The 18,129-nt window shown below is 38.0% G+C and carries 14 protein-coding genes and 3 pseudogenes; 10 read left to right on the forward strand and 7 right to left on the reverse strand.

What is annotated here, in order from left to right; translation table 11 throughout:
• Nucleotides 1-37: 37 nt before the first annotated feature.
• From DX522_RS10425 to prmB, 3 genes are all read right to left on the reverse strand, one after another.
• Complete coding sequence (locus tag DX522_RS10425) at nt 38-748, reverse strand: IS3 family transposase (protein ID WP_262054218.1); 711 nt, start codon at nt 746-748, stop codon at nt 38-40.
• A gap of 94 nt (nt 749-842) precedes the next feature.
• Nucleotides 843-1,196, reverse strand: coding sequence for a helix-turn-helix domain-containing protein (locus DX522_RS10430; RefSeq protein WP_115179833.1), 354 nt, complete (start codon nt 1,194-1,196; stop codon nt 843-845).
• Between the two features lie 99 nt (nt 1,197-1,295).
• Nucleotides 1,296-2,240 (reverse strand): 50S ribosomal protein L3 N(5)-glutamine methyltransferase, encoded by a 945-nt coding sequence (gene prmB / locus DX522_RS10435; protein WP_115180743.1) that lies wholly within the window; start codon nt 2,238-2,240, stop codon nt 1,296-1,298.
• A gap of 84 nt (nt 2,241-2,324) precedes the next feature.
• Between prmB and smrB the strand changes: the two genes are divergently transcribed.
• From smrB to DX522_RS10455, 4 genes and pseudogenes are all read left to right on the forward strand, one after another.
• Nucleotides 2,325-2,834: an endonuclease SmrB gene (gene smrB, locus DX522_RS10440; RefSeq protein WP_115180744.1), complete on the forward strand. Its 510-nt coding sequence runs from the start codon at nt 2,325-2,327 to the stop codon at nt 2,832-2,834.
• 140 nt (nt 2,835-2,974) lie between these two features.
• Nucleotides 2,975-3,151: a helix-turn-helix domain-containing protein gene (locus tag DX522_RS10445; protein ID WP_262054304.1), complete on the forward strand. Its 177-nt coding sequence runs from the start codon at nt 2,975-2,977 to the stop codon at nt 3,149-3,151.
• Nucleotides 3,133-3,747, forward strand: a pseudogene (locus DX522_RS10450) (glutathionylspermidine synthase family protein); the annotation flags it as partial. The gene DX522_RS10445 and the pseudogene DX522_RS10450, both read left to right, overlap by 19 nt.
• A gap of 199 nt (nt 3,748-3,946) precedes the next feature.
• Nucleotides 3,947-8,464: a S6 family peptidase gene (locus tag DX522_RS10455; RefSeq protein WP_115180746.1), complete on the forward strand. Its 4,518-nt coding sequence runs from the start codon at nt 3,947-3,949 to the stop codon at nt 8,462-8,464.
• A gap of 195 nt (nt 8,465-8,659) precedes the next feature.
• Here DX522_RS10455 and DX522_RS10460 read toward each other — a convergent pair.
• Nucleotides 8,660-9,115 (reverse strand): annotated as a pseudogene (locus tag DX522_RS10460) (branched-chain amino acid transport system II carrier protein); the annotation flags it as partial.
• Between DX522_RS10460 and DX522_RS11775 the strand changes: the two are divergent.
• A pseudogene (locus DX522_RS11775) lies at nt 9,115-9,495 on the forward strand (transposase); the annotation flags it as partial. The pseudogenes DX522_RS10460 and DX522_RS11775 overlap by 1 nt on opposite strands.
• Nucleotides 9,496-9,541: 46 nt before the next feature.
• Here the strand turns inward: DX522_RS11775 and argS are convergent.
• A complete protein-coding gene (argS, locus tag DX522_RS10470; protein ID WP_115180747.1) occupies nt 9,542-11,275 on the reverse strand; it encodes an arginine--tRNA ligase in 1,734 nt (577 codons plus the stop codon).
• An 88-nt stretch (nt 11,276-11,363) separates the two neighbouring features.
• Here argS and DX522_RS10475 point away from each other — a divergent pair, with 88 nt between their 5' ends.
• From DX522_RS10475 to dapD, 4 genes are all read left to right on the forward strand, one after another.
• Nucleotides 11,364-11,933, forward strand: a complete 570-nt coding sequence (locus DX522_RS10475; RefSeq protein ID WP_115180748.1) for a VOC family protein — start codon at nt 11,364-11,366, stop codon at nt 11,931-11,933.
• Between the two features lie 4 nt (nt 11,934-11,937).
• Entirely contained in the window at nt 11,938-12,237 is a 300-nt protein-coding gene (locus tag DX522_RS10480; protein WP_049364117.1) for a hypothetical protein, read from the forward strand.
• A gap of 23 nt (nt 12,238-12,260) precedes the next feature.
• Nucleotides 12,261-12,725, forward strand: a complete 465-nt coding sequence (locus DX522_RS10485; RefSeq protein ID WP_075916253.1) for a glycine zipper 2TM domain-containing protein — start codon at nt 12,261-12,263, stop codon at nt 12,723-12,725.
• A gap of 146 nt (nt 12,726-12,871) precedes the next feature.
• Nucleotides 12,872-13,699 carry a 2,3,4,5-tetrahydropyridine-2,6-dicarboxylate N-succinyltransferase gene (dapD, locus tag DX522_RS10490; protein WP_005695977.1) on the forward strand — a complete coding sequence of 276 codons (828 nt, stop codon included), beginning with the start codon at nt 12,872-12,874 and terminating at the stop codon, nt 13,697-13,699.
• A 71-nt stretch (nt 13,700-13,770) separates the two neighbouring features.
• Here the strand turns inward: dapD and tehB are convergent, their stop codons facing one another.
• Nucleotides 13,771-14,631, reverse strand: coding sequence for an SAM-dependent methyltransferase TehB (gene tehB, locus DX522_RS10495; protein WP_115180749.1), 861 nt, complete (start codon nt 14,629-14,631; stop codon nt 13,771-13,773).
• Between the two features lie 104 nt (nt 14,632-14,735).
• Entirely contained in the window at nt 14,736-16,784 is a 2,049-nt protein-coding gene (metG, locus tag DX522_RS10500; protein ID WP_115180750.1) for a methionine--tRNA ligase, read from the reverse strand.
• A 161-nt stretch (nt 16,785-16,945) separates the two neighbouring features.
• Here metG and apbC point away from each other — a divergent pair, with 161 nt between their 5' ends.
• Nucleotides 16,946-18,058 (forward strand): iron-sulfur cluster carrier protein ApbC, encoded by a 1,113-nt coding sequence (gene apbC / locus DX522_RS10505; protein WP_115180751.1) that lies wholly within the window; start codon nt 16,946-16,948, stop codon nt 18,056-18,058.
• Nucleotides 18,059-18,129 lie beyond the last annotated feature (71 nt).

An 18,129-nucleotide genomic window follows, 5' to 3' on the forward strand; every position in this document is an offset into this window, starting at 1 on the left:
GCGATCAAAATTGATCTGACCCCAAAAAGTTAGACTGTTATTTAAAGGATTGTTTTCGATATTGTATCGGACTCAGTCCTTTTAATTTTAGTTGAATCCGTCGGTGATTATAGTAATCCAAATAATCTCTGACAGCATCAACTATCTCTTCTTTTGTTTTAAATTCCCGACCATAAAAACATTCTGTTTTTAATCGCCCAAAGAAACTTTCCATTGCGGCGTTATCTAAGCAATTCCCTTTTCTCGACATACTTTGAATGATGCCATGTTCAGCCAAGATTTGACGATAAGCTACCATTTGATATTGCCAGCCTTGGTCTGAATGTAAAATGACACCACAAGCTTTATTTAATCCTTTGACGGCTTGCATTAACATGTCCTCTACTTGCGCCCAGTTTGGGGAATAGCTGAGGTTATAGGAGACTATCTCATTGTTAAATAAGTCTAAAATTGGAGATAAATAGACTTTACTCCCATCTTTCGCCTTAAACTCGGTGATATCGGTCACCCATTTTTGTTTCGGGGCCGTTGCACTAAAATCGCGTTCAAGATGATTCGGTGCAATCACCCCTATCGTGCCTCGATAGGTCGTAAATTTCTTGCTTTTTCTTGACCGCACTTGAAGCCCAAGCGTCTGCATTAAACGTTGAACTTTTTTATGATTCACGCCTGGCAAGCTGGCATGAACACGTCGGTAGCCATAATCAGGATGATTGGCTTTGATGTGTTGAATGGTCTTTTTCAACAACTCATCCTTATCCGGTTTAATCTGAAGTTTCGCAAAAACGTACTACGCGCTAACTGTGCAAAGCCTAAAAGCCATTTTAACGGATAGCGTGTTCTTAACCCTTGGATAATTTCCGTTGCTCGGCTTCGTCCTGAAGTCTGAGCCTTCTCAACTCCTTTAGGTAGGCTACCTCCGCTTCAAGCTGTAAAATTCTCAGGCGTAAACGGCCTTCTTCTGTTTTGGGTGGAGGAGGCATTCTGGCGTATTTAGGTTTCATTGGCGGTCGTCCTGATGGTTTACGGGGAATCAGTCCTTTTATGCCACTTTTTTCAAACCGTTTCAACCATGTCCCGACTAGGGCGTTGGAAGGAATATTGTAAAAACGAGCAGCTTCTCTAATACTCATTTTCTCATTCAAAATAGGTTGAAGAGCCTGTAATTTAAATTCGATTGTGTAATGTTTACCCATAAAAAATCTGTACCTCAATTGTTGGTTTGTTGAGTCCAACTTTTGGGGGCAGATCAAAGTGCGGTCAAAATTCACGACGATTCTTAACCGCACTTGAGATTAAAAAGAATCGTGATATTTCACTAAATCTTCGCGGCTAATGGCAAATACACCTAGACCGCCATTTTTTAGTTCAACCCATTCAAATGGCACATCTGGATATTGTTCAATGAGACTTACCATGCTGTTGCCCACTTCGCAAACGAGCATGCCATTTGGTGTCAAATAATCCGGTGCTTGTTTTAAAATTTGTTTTGTAATTTCTAAACCATCAACACCGGAACCTAAGGCTAATTCAGGTTCATAATGGAATTCTTCCGGCATATCTGCCAAATCTTCTTCATCCACATAAGGCGGATTGGTGACGATTAAATCATATTGTTGACCGAATAGATTTTGGAATAAATCTGATTGAATTGGGAAAACACGGTGTTCTAATTGGTGGCGAGCAATATTGATTTCCGCCACATTTAACGCATCCACAGAAAGATCGACTGCATCCACTTCAGCTTCAGGAAAGGCTTCAGCAGTAGCAATTGCGATACAACCGCTGCCAGTACAAAGATCTAAAATACGTTTTGGTTCAGATTTTAAAAGCGGAGCAAATTTATCTTGGATTAATGCACTGATTGGTGAGCGAGGAATAATCGTACGCTCATCCACATAGAATTCTAATCCGCAGAACCACGCACTATTCGTTAAATAAGCGACAGGCACACGTTGTTCGATACGACTTAAAACTAATTGTACTAAAGCTTCTTTTTCTGAATGAGTAAGTTTACTACTAAATAAATCTTGCGGTAAATCGAGCGGTAATTGAAGTCCAGCTAGGACTAATTGAAGACTTTCATCCCACGCATTGTCATGGCCTTGTCCGTAATAAATATCAGAACGGTTAAATGTACTGTATGTCCAGCGTAAAAAATCTTGAATGGTTGTTAATTCACTTGCCACATTATCTTCTAAAATTGTCGCAACAAGTTCTTGATTGTGTAAGGTTTCCATTTTGTGCCTCAATAAAAAATTTGGCTAGTTATACCACAGAATAGATGTGCTATCATTAAGCAAAATAACAAATTGAGAAAAATAATGACAGAACCAGATGATTTTGATCTTTTTCGGGCGGAAACAAAAGGGATCAAGCCCATCAAGCAAGATACCTTTATGGCGCCGCGTCAAAAGAGCGCTCAAAAAAAATCCCATTTACGTGATATTCGAGAAAAAGAAGATACGCTTTTCTATTTTTCCGATGAATATGAGCCCTTGCTAAATGAACATGATGGTGTCATCAAATATTTACGCGAAGGGGAGGATAGCCATTTATTGAAACAACTTCGTCGTGGCGATTTTTCACCCGAATTATTTTTGGATTTACATGGTTTAACTCGTGAGCAAGCCAAAATGGAATTGGCTGCACTGTTGTTAGCTTGTGAAGATGAGCATGTTTATTGCGCGAGCATCATGACTGGCTACGGCACCTTTACGTTGAAAAAACAAATTCCACGTTGGTTAGTTCAGCACCCTAAAGTTCGAGCGTTACACCAAGCTCCCAAAGAATGGGGCGGAGAAGCAGCGATACTTATTTTAGTGGATGTATAAAGAAAAAGAGCGGTCGAAATTGATCTGCACCCCAAAAGTTGGACTCAACAAACCAACAATTGAGGTGCAGATTTTTTATGGGTAAACACTACACAATCGAATTTAAATTACAGGCTCTTCAACCTATTTTGAATGGAAAAATGAGTATTAGAGAAGCTGCGCGTTTTTACAATATTCCTTCCAACGCCTTAATCGGGACATGGTTGAAACGGTCTGAAAAAAGTGGCATAAAAGGACTTATTCCCCGTAAACCATCAGGACGACCGCCGATGAAACCCCAATATGCAAAAATGCCACCGATAATCGTGGTCGTCTGATTGATGATGAAAATAATCAAGTTCAAACCGTTTGGAAAACCTGGGCGTGGGAAACCATGCTGGAACAACTTCGTGAAGATGCAACAGGAATGGAAGTCGCTCCACCTATTCGCACAGGTTATCCCGAAGATAAAGTGCGGTTAATTGACGTACTACTTCGCCCAGAAGTGTTGGTTTATGAACCGCTTTGGACGGCAATTCCAAGCAATAAAGCAATTTTACCGGTGCTTTGGTCTTTATTTCCTAACCATCGTTATTTGTTAGAGGCAAGTTTTCATCTCACACCAAACTTAATTCAAAATGGCTATGCACAAAAACCAATTGCAGGTCGCCGAGGTGATAACGTTAAATTGATTGGTGAAAATAACTCCATGCTAGGCATAACCGATGAACAGTTTAGTCAGCAAGATAGTATCTATCAACAACTTTGGTGCTTACCACAAGTGGAAGAGCAATATTTGCAAGTCTGTACTTTTACCGTGGGAGGGCATTATGGTGGCACTTGCCTACGTTCTGATTCGAGTCGTGTCATTGTAGGAAATAGCGATATGCAGCCTTTGCGAGTGTTGAAGGATAAAGCATTCTTTGAACAATAAAAGATGACTTATTGTTTAATAAAAGAGCAATCGAATTATTTCACAGAAGTGAATTGAGTTATTTGTGTGCATGATGGGTTCAAATCTATTACTATCGGGAGATAACCCAAAAATTTCTGCAGACTTTCACTGCACTTTACTCAATTTTATTTTCTCTAAAGATTAGCACAAGGATCTCCTATTTTATGAGGAACCTTTAATGCATCAAATTAATTTGTTTCGTCCAACACTTTTGGCATTAAGTCTTGCTTTTGCGAATTCTTACGTGCAAGCCTCGATGGTCCGTAATGATATGGACTACCAATTCTTCCGTGATTTTGCTGAAAATAAAGGACAATTTACAGTCGGATCTAGCAATATTCCCGTTTTTAATAAACAAGGTCAGAAGATTGCAACAGTATTACCCAATTTACCGATGCCTGATTTACATGTGGCAAATAGGGTAAGCGGTATTGCAACTTTGTTTAATCCTCAGTATATCGCCAGTGTAAAACATAACTTAGGTTATGGTTCTGTACAATTTGGTGATAGTGATAATAATTCAGATAGTCATTATTTTAATTACCTTATTACAGATCGAAATAATCATAGCCGGTTGGATTTTCATGCCCCACGGTTACATAAATTAGTGACCGAAGTCGCACCGATACCTCTAAATAATATTGCTTTTGATAATGCTAACAAAACAGGACCACGCAATGGCGCTTTTTTAGATAAAAATCGTTATCCGTACTTTGTACGAGTAGGCTCTGGACGTCAATATTTAAGAAGTAAAGATGGTAAAGACAAAACATCTTTAACATCTGCCTATCACTATCTCACTGGCGGGATACCACTCACACCACGAGGATCAATGGACAATTGGATATCATTTAATGGTGATATTTATGATGGGTTAGCAACTTATGGTTTGCCTGGTGATAGTGGCTCACCGCTATTTGCTTATGATGCGAATGAAAAACGCTGGGTATTAGCCGCAGTGCTATCTACTTTTGCAAATTACGATCGGACTGAGAACATTTATACGATTATTCAACCTGATGTCATAGCACAAGCTTTTAAAGACGATGAGATTCAGATTCCATTTCGCGCTAAAGAGATCCAATGGCGGAATTTAGGTAATGGCGATAGTGTATTAAAAAATGGTGCTGAAAATATTCATGTAGCATTAGAAAGTTTATCTAAAAAATCATTAGATCAAAATACGCAACGCCCTTCTTTAGATAATGGTAAGACTATTCATTTCCAAGGTGGTGATGGTTCAACTCTCATTCTTAAAGATAGTATTAACCAAGGTGCGGGAGCTTTATACTTCAATCAAAATGCTATTGTTCGCGCAGAAAATAATGATACGACTTGGCTAGGAGCGGGAATTGTCGTTAACGGTGATAAAACGGTTCATTGGCGCGTAAAAAATCCTATTAATGACCGTCTGTCAAAATTAGGTTCAGGCACACTTTATATTGATGGTCAAGGCAAAAACCTAGGTGATATTAGTGTAGGCGATGGAACAGTAGTACTTGATCAAAAATCGTTTAATGGACAACAGCAAGCCTTTAATCAAGTTGGGATAACAAGTGGCCGAGGAACAGTTATTCTTGCTAATAATAAGCAGGTTAATCCAGACAACATTTACTTTGGTTTCCGAGGTGGGCGATTAGATGTTAATGGAAGTTCGATCACTTTCCATCGTATTCAAAATGCTGATGACGGTGCAAAAATTGTTAATAATCACCGCACTTATGCCGCTGAAATTAATGTAATTGGTCGTAATGATGTAACGGCTCAAAATATAGAATGGGTAGAATGGGGGCAGGAGCCGACCACTTCGTTTGCGTTGTATGAATATAAAAATAATCATAGAAATAACCGATTCGATTATTTCCGTTTAAAAGATGGAAAAAATCCACGGGCTTATTTCCCTTTGGATATGGAAACCACCAATGATTGGGAATTTTTAGGTAACGACAAACAAAAACTTGTAGGAAACGCAGTCGCAAAAGAAAATGCGAAAAAACGTTTAGATACCTTTAGTGGTTTTCTTGGCGAGTATGATTCTCAACGTTATAACGGTGCATTAACATTTAATTACAATCCTAACCATCACAATAGCGTGCTTGTATTGAATGGCGGTACGAATTTAAATGGTAATGTAAATGCATCAGCAGGGCATCTAGTGCTTTCTGGCATTCCTACGCCTCATGCTTATGATCATTTAAACAAAAAAGAAGTTATAGATGAAAATAGTTGGATTAATCGCCAATTCAAAGCGCGCGAATTTAATGTTTCAGGCAATGCAAAACTAGAAAGTAGTCGTAATGTAAGCTTGTTAGAAGGAAATTTGAATGCTCGACATCAAGCCCAAATTCAACTAGGTTTTACTCAAGGTAAATCCAGTGAATGCATTCGTGCATCTTATACAGGTTATACCACATGTTCTGATAATAAGACTTTAGGGCGTTTGGCCTTTGATCGTATGCCTGTGACTGTTGTGCGTGGCAATGTGGATTTAAAAGATAATAGCCAGCTTAATTTAGGTAAAGCGCATTTAGTTGGGCGTATTAATGCGATGCCAATGACACAAATTCGTTTACAGCCTAATAGCCAATGGACATTAAATGGAAATAGTGCGGTAGGAAATTTAGATCTTTTACCGAATAGCCAGATCACATTAAATACAGGTTATGATAATGTGAATAAAAACTATCGTGGTTGGATTCAATTTAATGAGTTAACAATTAATGGAAAATTGACAGGGAATGGTCACTTCCGTTTCTTAACGAATGTGGCGGAACGTAGAGGTGATCATATTACAGTAAATGGGCTCGCCTCGGGTTCTTATCTCCTTTCTGTAAAAAATACGGGTAAAGAACCTAATGAAGTGAATCCATTAAGCCTTGTTAAATTAAATCATCCAAATCAGCGAATAGGGCAAGCTCGTTTTGCACTTGAAAATGGTTATGTTGATTTAGGGGCATATCGTTATATTTTAGCTAATCGCAACAATGATTATCGCTTATATAACCCGTTGCGTGAGGCTGAACAGTCTTTTCAAGGTAGTGAGCAACTTATTGCAAATAGTCAGCGTGAATTTGAGAAAGTGCATCAATTACTTAATCAAAAACAACAAGAGCTAAATCGATTAAATGCTCAATATGAGGATGTGAAAGCAAAAGAAAATACTCATAAATCGCATATTGCACAATTGGTTTCTAATATAAACCAAACTAATAATCAGATAAATAATGCCATTAATGAGTATAACCATACTCCACGTATTCGCATTCTTAAACGTCGTCAATTGTACAATATATTTACACAGTATAAATCTAGGTTAGAAAGCCAGCTTAACGAACATCGTAATCTTAATTCTCAAGCAAATTATTATGCGCAACAAGTATCTTTGGCTCTTAGTGGTGTGAATTCGATAAAAAATGAAGTGAATTCGCTTTCATCTCAACAAGGTAATTTGCAAGCAGAATTAAATCGTTTACAAGCGGGTTATGCAAATAAAATTGCACAAGCCCAAAAACTTTGTACTGCCCAAGGGCTTTCATCGGATGTATGTCGAAAAGTTGCTAAAGTCGCAAATGATAGTGAACTAGTGGCTTTTGAAGCGGAACTTGATGCAAATATTGAGCAAGTAGAATTTGCTCAACAAGCATTAGAACATGCTAAAGCATCTGGCGATGAAAGTGCGGTTCGTTTTGCGCAAGAAAATTTAGATCAAGCTATACGAGCTCTCGTTAATGCGCTTGAAGATACTTATACAACTTTAGGTAATATCACTCATTTCTTAGGTGCGATCCCTGAAGATGTCGCAATTCCTGTACAGGCTCAGCTTATCAGCCGTTATTCCAATACGGCTTTATCAGAGCTTTCTGCAAATGTGAATTCGGCATTACAAATTGGACGAAACTTAGATCGCCATTTATTAAGCCAAGATAGATCGAATGTTTGGGTGAATACCGAAACAAGTAAGAGAACTTATCGATCTGACTATAATCGTCCATATAAGCAAAATTTAACATTGACTCAAGTTGGCGTCGCTCAGGAATTAAATTCAAATATGCAAATTGGTGCGGTAATTTCTCATTCTCGTGCAAATAATGAGTTTGATGAAAATGTATCGGGTACAAGCCGATTGATGGCTGTAAATGGTTTTGTTAAAGGCGAGTGGAATAATGGCGTCTTTGCAAGTTTTGATTTAGGTTATGGGAGCAGCCGTAACAATGTAAAATTTGACGAAGAAAACAAAACGTTCCACCGAAATATTTTGAGTACAGGTGGAAATATTGGGACTTCTTTGGACTTGGGAATTAACGTCACACCTTCAGTGGGGATGCGCTACTACCGTCTATCTAGCACAAACTACCAATTAGACGGTGCAAATATCAACAGTAAAACGTTACATTTAACCACTTACCGTGCTGGTGTAATGTTAGATAAAACGTTTGATATCAATGGTGTAAAATTCACCCCAAGTTTCTCAAGCAATTACTATGATGCCACTCAACGAAAACTTGCCATTGACGGTGTATTAAGCGTCAATAATGTCGCATTGAAACAACAATTCGGACGTTATTTTACTCATCATGAACTTGGTTTTAGTGCTCAGATGAAACAGTGGAATATAAGCACGAATATTGGAATTCTTAAGGGCTCTGATGTGGCACCACAGAAGTTTGCTTCATTAAAGGTTGGCTTTACTTGGTAGAAGTGCGGTAGAAATTTAGAGCAAAATAAATACTAGCTTTAAGGACTGATGACGATATTTATCGGACTCGGTCCTTTTTATTTTGTATTTTTTAGGGTGAGGTTTCTAGATTGGAATAAAAAATCAACCATTAAACAGTAGTTATATAGTCCCATGTTTGATGGCCGATTAAGATGAGTTTTAATTTTTTGAATATTAATGACTTGCTTTAGGCAATGCTTTTCCAATTAAAATGCTTGCAACTAACATCACTAAAGTCGGAACCAACCAGGCCATTCCTTCAGATGAAAGAGGGAAGTGTTCCAATAATGAATTAATGCTTTCTGGTAACATTTTAACGTTATTTAAGCTATCACATAAACTAAAACAAACAGTTACGATTAATGTGCTGTTGTATGTAAATTTTATTGATGGAAGTTTTTTGCGTAAGAATTGCAATAATACAAGCACAATCGCTACCGGATAAATTAATAACAAAGCTGGGATCGTTATGCGAAGTAGATCTGTTAAACCATATTGTGAAACAGTGATTGTCATTGCGGTAAAAAGTGCGGCCCAAAACGGATAAGAAAAACGCACAGAGAATTTTGAAAAATAGTCAGCAGCACTCGTTACACCAACGAGCGTCGTTAAGCTCGCTAATACAATTATATAACCTTAGCTATTCCCCAAACTTGGCGCAAGTAGAGGACATGTTAATGCAAGCCGTCAAAGGATTAAATAAAGCTTGTGGTGTCATTTTACATTCAGACCAGGGATGGCAATATCAAATGGTAGCTTATCGTCGAATTTTAGCTGAACATGGCATCATTCAAAGTATGTCGATAAAAGGGAATTGCTTGGACAACGCCGCAATGGAAAGTTTCTTTGGGCAATTAAAAACAGAATGTTTTTATGGTCGGGAATTAAACAGTAGAGAGGAGATAGTTGATGCCGTCAGAGATTATTTGGATTACTATAACCACCGACGGATTCAACTAAAATTAAAAGGACTGAGTCCGATACAATATCGAAAACAATCCTTTAAATAACAGTCTAACTTTTTGGGGTAGATCAATTTTGATCGCACTTTTTTACTTACATTTTTTCGATTGTCTTAATGCCTAATAACTCTAGACCTTGTTTTAAGGTTTTCTCTGTAAGAGAAGCGAGTTTTAAACGACTTAATTTTATGTTTTCATCTTCTGCATTTAAGATTGGGCAGTGTTCATAGAATGAGGAGAACACACCTGCCAATTCATATAAATAAGCACAGAGCACATGCGGTGTGCCTTCTTTGCCCACCGTTTGAACCGCTTCTTCAAATTGAAGCAATTTGATCGCTAATGCACGTTCTTTTTCATCAGAAAGCTGAATCTTAGCTTCTGCAAGTGCGGTTGGATTTACATCTGCTTTATTGAAGATAGAACGAATACGTGTGTAAGCATATTGCATATAAGGCGCAGTATTACCTTCAAAGCTAAGCATATTGTCCCAATCGAATACATAGTCAGTGGTTCTATTTTTAGAAAGATCCGCATATTTCACCGAGCCAATACCTACTGCTTCAATAACCGCTGTTTTTTCATCGTCAGATAAATTGGTATTTTTTTCGTTGATTAATACAGTTGCACGCTCAATCGCTTCATCTAATAAATCTGCTAATTTTACAGTGCCGCCAGTACGAGTTTTGAATGGTTTACCATCTTTACCTAACATCATACCGAAGTTTTTATGTTCAAGTGAGAAGCTGTCTGGTACATAACCTGCTTTACGCGTAATTAACCACGCTTGTTGCATGTGTTGACTTTGGCGTGTATCAGAGAATACCAATGCACGATCCGCTTTTAAGGTTTCATAACGATATTTAGCCGCTGCGATATCGGTAGTAGTATAAAGGAAACCACCATCTTTCTTCTGAACGATAACTCCCATTGCTTCGCCTTCTTTATTCTTGAATTCATCAAGATAAACCACTAATGCACCTTCATCTTCAACTGCTAAACCTTGTTTTTTCAGGTCTTTAACGATAGCCGGTAACATTGGGTTATAAAGACTTTCACCCATCACATCTTTTTCGGTTAACGTGACATTTAAGCGATCATAGTTGCGTTGATTTTGTTGCATGGTGATATCAACTAATTTTTTCCACATCGTGCGGCAATATTCATCTCCACCTTGCAATTTCACCACATAGTTACGGGCTTTTTCAGCGAACGCTTCATCTTCATCATAATGTTTTTTCGCTTCTCGATAGAATGCTTCAAGATCTTGAAGTTCCATTTCGCTCGCATGTTCATTTTCTATTTTTTCAAGATAAGCAATGAGCATACCAAATTGCGTACCCCAGTCCCCCACGTGGTTCGCACGAATAACGTTGTGACCTAAAAATTCAAGGGTACGAACAACAGCATCACCGATAATGGTAGAACGTAAGTGACCTACGTGCATTTCTTTTGCAACGTTTGGTGAAGAATAATCAATCACAATGGTTTGTTTTTCATTTGCGCTTACACCAAGATTTTGATCTTTTAATGCTGCAGAAACATTATTCGCTAACCAAGTTGGATTTAAGAAAATATTGATAAAGCCTGGGCCAGCAATTTCAGTTTTTTCCGCAACGTCAGAAAGATCGGCATGATCTAAAACTTTTTGTGCAAATTCACGTGGATTTAATCCTAGTTTTTTAGCTGCAGCCATGATGCCGTTTGCTTGGTAGTCACCAAATTGTGGTTTACCAGATTGACGAATAAGCGCATCACATTGCTCATCTGCACCAGCGACAATCATCGCTTGTTTAATTTTATCGGATAAAATAGATTGAATATTCACGGTTTTTCCTAATCTTGAAATTGAATAATGAAAATAATCGGCTATGATACCGTTGTTTAGTGATTTCTCAAAGTAAGAGCAGGAGAAAATGTCAAATTTAATGAAAAAATCGACCGCACTTTATCAAGAATTGCCTTTATTTCAGGAAAAAATTCAGCAATTAGCCGCCGTAATGAAAGTGAATTTGGGTGATTATCAAATCGATCATTTAGCTTTAAGAGCAAATAGTGAAGAAAAAGCAAAAAATTGGCTGACAGAGTTATTAAAGTGCGGTAGAATTTTAAGCAATAATATCGTTAATGGGCGTTCTATCTATTTGATTGAATTAGATGAGCCAGTTGATTTCATTGGTCAGCCTGTCGATATTATTGAATTACCGTTTCCTAAAAATAAACAATATCCCCAAGAAACTTGGGAGCATGTTGAAATTGTGATGCCGTTTTTACCTCATGAATCTATTGAGGATTGGGTTAATCGAATTTGCAATACATTTTTATGGAAGGAACTAACTCAATTAACCATGAAGGTGAGCGAACCTAAGGTGGAAGGGGAGCAATTGCCCAATCCATCAATTGCAGTGAGTTTTGTTGATAAAACAGAAAATCATGTTTGCATAAAGGTTCATCCTTATACAATAAAGAAAATACTCGAGGTTTAGTGTAATGAAGAAAATTACTTTAGCATTAACTGTCTTATTAAGTTTAGGTTTATCAGCTTGTTCATCTCAATCACAGAAAGATGAAAGCGCTTATAAAGGTCAAGTTATCTTCACCGAATTGCAAGGTGATAATGTAAAATTAACCGTTCGTAAAAATGACTGTTCATATAAACAAGAAGGTGAAACTGAAGTGATCGTTCACAAATACGATTCAACTTTAGTAACTGGTGCTTGTGTGAAAGTATCTGACAACGGTCAAGGCGTGAAAAACGTTTCTACTTGGTCTCCAAGAAACCCAATCTAATTGATTTTTAGCAGGTTAGTTTTATGAAAAAAGTAACAGTTGCATTAGCACTTATGATGTCTATCGGTTTGACTGGTTGTGCGAACACTGATGTTTTTAGCGGTGATGTTTATACAGCTGGTCAAGCAAAAGAAGCTCGTTCAATTAGCTATGGTACAATCGTATCTGTACGCCCTGTTAAAATCCAAGCTGATAATAATGGTGTAATTGGTACAGTTGGTGGTGGTGCTCTAGGTGGTATTGCTGGTAGTACAATTGGTGGCGGTACAGGTCAAGCCATTGCAGGTGTTATTGGTGCGATTGGTGGTGCCATCGCGGGTAGCAAAATTGAAGAGAAAATGAGTCAAGTTAATGGTGCAGAACTTGTTATCAGAAAAGATAATAAAGAAGAGATCGTTGTAGTTCAAAAAGCAGATCCTAGCTTTAAAGCTGGTCGTCGCGTAAGAATCGTTGGCGGTTCATCATTAAATGTTTCTGTTATCAACTAACTAGAACTAAAATAGAAAAAGCGAGCCATGATAGGTTCGCTTTTTTTATGTTTTAAATCAAAAGAAAGTGCGGTTGTTTTTTGCTTGAAAGTCAAAAATATGATAAAACTATCAACCGTTATTTCACATCAACAATAGGAAGCAAAATGTCAAATTTACAACAAGTTATTGAAGCTGCATTTGAAAAACGTGCAGAAATTACCCCTAAAACAGTTGATGCACAAACTCGTGCAGCAATCGAAGAAGTGATCGAAGGATTAGATAGCGGTAAATACCGTGTTGCAGAAAAAATTGATGGTGAATGGGTGACTCATCAATGGTTGAAAAAGGCGGTATTATTATCTTTCCGTATTAATGATAACCAAATCATTGATGGCGCTGAAACCAAATACTATGACAAAGTGGCATTGAAGTTTGCTGACTATACCGAAGAGCGTTTTGCTCAAGAAGGTTTCCGTGTTGTACCTTCTGCAACCGTACGTAAAGGGGCATACATTTCTAAAAACTGTGTATTAATGCCATCTTATGTAAATATCGGTGCATATGTGGGTGAAGGGACCATGGTTGATACATGGGCAACTGTAGGTTCATGTGCACAAATTGGTAAAAATGTTCACTTATCTGGTGGTGTAGGCATCGGTGGTGTATTAGAGCCATTACAAGCAAACCCAACTATTATCGGTGATAACTGTTTTATCGGTGCACGTTCTGAAGTGGTTGAAGGGGTGATTGTGGAAGATGGTTGTGTGATTTCTATGGGCGTATTCATCGGTCAATCAACGAAGATCTACGATCGTGAAACAGGTGAAGTATTCTATGGTCGTGTACCAGCTGGTTCTGTAGTGGTTTCAGGTAGTCTTCCATCAAAATGTGGTAAATACAGCTTATACTGTGCAGTGATCGTGAAAAAAGTTGATGCAAAAACTTTAGGTAAAGTAGGTATCAACGAATTATTACGCTCTATTGAAGAGTAATTAAAATACCATAAAAAATGACCGCACTTTATATGACAAAGTACGGTCATTTTCTTTTCTAAATTAGCGAATTATTTTTTTCTTGCTAATATTGTCGCAAATTTTAATTTAATGCGATTGCCATTTTCATCGGTTTTGTGTAACTCGCCCATATTTTCGTTGTATTCTAAGAATTCCCAATCTTTGTAGTATTCTTTTAATTCACCTTCCGAGAACGTAAATGAGAAGGCTAGTGGGCAAGGCACCTCAGGCGTAGACATGGCTGCTACAATTAAATTATAACCACCTGGGTTGGTGTGTTCTTGCATATTCTTAATAATGGCTGGAATTCGTTCACGATTTAAGAACATAAATACCACGGTAGATAAAATGAAGCCGTAGTTTTCTTGAATATTGGCGGTGTTAATATCATAAACAGCGGTCTTAATATTCAAGTTTTCTTTATCTTTGGTTTCATTTAAGAAGGCAATGCTGTTTTCGTTGTGATCCCAAGAGGTTACATCATAGCCTTTTAAACTTAAATAAAGGGAATTACGACCTTGTCCACAGCCCAAATCTAGCACTTTACAAGGTTTGATAATTTTAGCTGCATCAACCACATCACCGTGCGTTGCGGTCATATTGTATTTTTTGCTGAAGTAGTCTTCTTTTTTGCAATAGAAACCAAGTGTACACTCTAAGTCATCAGAAAGTGCTTCAACTCGGTGCCAGGCTTGTGGCTCAACAAATGGAATATCACTTTCAGGCGTGAAAATATGCTCAGCAATGACATCGCCATTTTCAGTTAGCTCATAAAACTTAAGTTTACCCTTTAGCACGGTAAGTTTGCCCCAAGTTCCCACTTTAGTATTGTGTTTTTCTTGGAACATTTTAGGTAATTTATCTTTTGTCCAAACCGGCATTTGTTTATAGCAGATAAGTTCGTTTGTCATAATGAATTCCTTTTAATTTGCGTGATAAATAGCTGATTGATATGGTAGGGTATTTGATTCTGTTTGGCAATAAAAAAGGCGACTGAAGTCGCCTAAATATTAAATTATTTTACTTGCATACCCGCAGTGACACCGCTATCAGCTGAAAGTAAGAATAAATCACTTCCACCAGTACCAGCAGAAAGAATCATTCCTTCCGATACGCCGAATTTCATTTTACGCGGTGCAAGGTTTGCAACCACAATAACAAAACGACCTTCTAATTCTCCAGGTTTGTTGTAAGCCGCTTTAATGCCAGAGAACACTTGGCGAGTATGGTCACCTAAATCTAATTCAAAACGTAAGAGTTTGTTTGATTCTGGTACTGCTTCGCATTTCAGTACTTTCGCCACACGCATATCGATTTTAGCAAAATCATCAATGGTAATAGTGTCAGCAATTGGTTCAACACTTGAAAGTGCGGTCGCTTTTGCTGCTGTTTTTTCTGTCGCTTTGTTTGCTTCAGCGAAAAGTGCTTTAGTTTCTTCTACTACCGCATCAATTTGTTTTTTCTCTAAACGCGAGAAAAGCGCTTTAAATGGAGTAAGTTGATGACCTAATAGTGGCTGTGCAATGTTATCCCATGTTAGTTCTGTTTGTAAGAACGCTTCTGCGCGTTCCGCCAGTTTTGGAAGAACCGGTTTTAAGTAAGACATTAATACACGGAAAAGCTCGATACCCATTGAGCAAATCGCTTGTAATTCGGCATCTTTGTCTGCTTCTTTAGCAATAACCCAAGGGGCTTTTTCATCAATGTATTTATTCGCCTTATCGGTTAATGTCATGATTTCACGAATCGCTTTGTTGTATTCGCGGCTTTCATAATAAGCAGTGATTTGTTCAGCTTGTGCAGTGAATTCTGCAAAAAGCGCTTCGTCTTCTAATTTATCTGCTAATTTGCCTTCAAAACGTTTAGCAATAAATCCAGCATTACGAGAAGCCAAATTGACTAATTTATTAACAATATCCGTATTGACACGTTGAACGAAATCTTCCAAGTTGAAATCAAGATCTTCGATACGATCGTTTAATTTTGCCGCGTAGTAATAACGTAAACATTCCGGATCAATGTGATTTAAATAGGTGCTGGCTTGGATAAATGTACCGCGTGATTTTGACATTTTGGCGCCATCTACGGTGACATAACCATGAGCAAACACATTGGTTGGTTTGCGGTATTCGCTCCCTTCTAACATTGCTGGCCAGAATAGGCTGTGGAAATACACGATATCTTTACCGATAAAGTGATAAAGTTCTGCATCGCTGTTTTCTCCCCAGAATTCATTAAAATCAATGCCTTCACGATCGCAGAGATTTTTGAAAGAAGCCATGTAGCCAATTGGCGCATCCAACCAAACATAGAAGAATTTATCTTTTGCACCTGGAATTTCAAAACCAAAATAAGGTGCATCACGAGAGATATCCCATTGTTGTAAGCCACTTTCAAACCATTCTTGCATTTTGTTTGCAATTTCAGGTTGAAGTGAGCCAGAGCGAGTCCATTCTTTTAACATGCCTTCAAAAGCAGGTAAATCAAAGAAAAAGTGTTCAGACTCTTTAACAATTGGTGTTGCACCTGATACTGCAGAACGTGGATTAATTAGATCCATTGGGCTATAAGTAGAGGCACAAACTTCACAGTTATCACCGTATTGATCTTCGGCTTTACATTTTGGGCAAGTCCCTTTGACGAAACGATCCGGTAAGAACATATTCTTTTCAGGATCGAATAATTGAGAAATGATTTTGGTTTTAATAAAGCCTTTCGCTTTTAACTTATTGTAAATCTCAGCGGTGAGTTGTTTATTTTCTTCACTGTGAGTAGAGTGATAGTTATCAAAACTGATATTAAAACCTGCAAAATCACGTATGTGATCAGCTTTTGCTTTTGCGATTAGTTCTTCTGGTGTAATGCCTAATTTATCGGCATTAAGCATAATTGGTGTACCGTGTGCATCATCTGCACAGACAAAATGAATTTTATTGCCACGCATACGTTGGAAACGTACCCAAATATCCGCTTGAATATGTTCTAACATATGGCCTAAATGAATGGCGCCATTTGCATAAGGTAATGCACAAGTGACTAAAATTTTACGAGGTTGAGCTGTCATTATTTTTCTCTTATTCTTTTTGCAAAAATTGCGAGTATGTTACCCGATTAGTGCGATTTTTTCTAGTTTAGTTATACTTTTAGCTTAACATTTGAGGTGTAAAAGGAGTAGAATATCCCTGACAAATTTACTCTACTACCTACTACTATTAAAGGAATACTATGGCAACTGCTTTTTCTGAAAATTTAACGGCAGAACAACAATCTCAGGTTCTGCAACTTTTCCAACAATTTCAACACCCAACGTTACAAAAAGACTTAATCGAATTAAAGACTTTGAAGAAAGTTGAAAAAGGCGGTGACGTATTACGTATTGAATTACAATTGCCTTTTGCATGGAACACTGGCGTGGAGCAAGTGAAACAACAGCTTTCAGATGCATTATTAAAAGCAACAGATAGCAAAGAAATCAAATGGGTGGTGAATTATCAAATTGCTACTTTAAAACGTGCGAATAATCAACCCGCTGTAAAAGGTGTGAAGAACATCATTGCGGTGAGTTCAGGTAAAGGAGGGGTAGGGAAATCATCCGTTTCGGTGAATCTTGCGCTTGCTTTACAAGCTCAAGGTGCTCGTGTGGGTATTTTAGATGCCGATATTTATGGTCCATCTGTTCCGCATATGTTAGGCGCCCCACATCAACGCCCAACCTCACCAGATAACCAACATATCACCCCGATTAAAGCACATGGTTTATCTGCAAACTCGATCGGTTTCTTAATGGATGAAGATAATGCGACTATTTGGCGTGGTCCAATGGCAAGTAGTGCATTAAGTCAGCTTTTAAATGAAACCTTATGGGATAGTTTAGATTACTTAGTGATTGATATGCCTCCTGGTACAGGTGATATTCAATTGACCCTTTCACAGCAAATTCCTGTAACGGGGGCAGTTGTGGTCACAACACCACAAGACATCGCGTTATTAGATGCGGTGAAAGGTGTATCTATGTTTGAACGTGTGTCTGTACCTGTGTTAGGTATTGTGGAAAATATGTCTATGCATATTTGTAGCAATTGCGGCCATCACGAACCGATTTTCGGTACTGGTGGTGCAGAAAAAATGGCACAAAAATACAATGTGAAAGTATTAGGCCAGTTACCTTTGAATATTCAAGTTCGTCAAGATTTGGATGCGGGTAAACCAACTGTGGTTGCTGCACCAGATAGTGAAATTGCGAAATCTTTCTTAGATTTAGCAGAGAAAGTGTCAACAGAGCTTTACTGGCAAGGTTCTGTGATTCCAAGCGAGATTTTATTCCGCGAAGTGAAATAATTACAAAAACATCATAAAAATTAACCGCACTTTAGGTCATCCAAAGTGCGGTTATTTTTTAGCGAAATTTG

The sequence above is a fragment of the Haemophilus parainfluenzae genome, assembly GCF_900450995.1.
GTDB classification, from domain to species: Bacteria; Pseudomonadota; Gammaproteobacteria; order Enterobacterales; family Pasteurellaceae; genus Haemophilus_D; species Haemophilus_D parainfluenzae_O.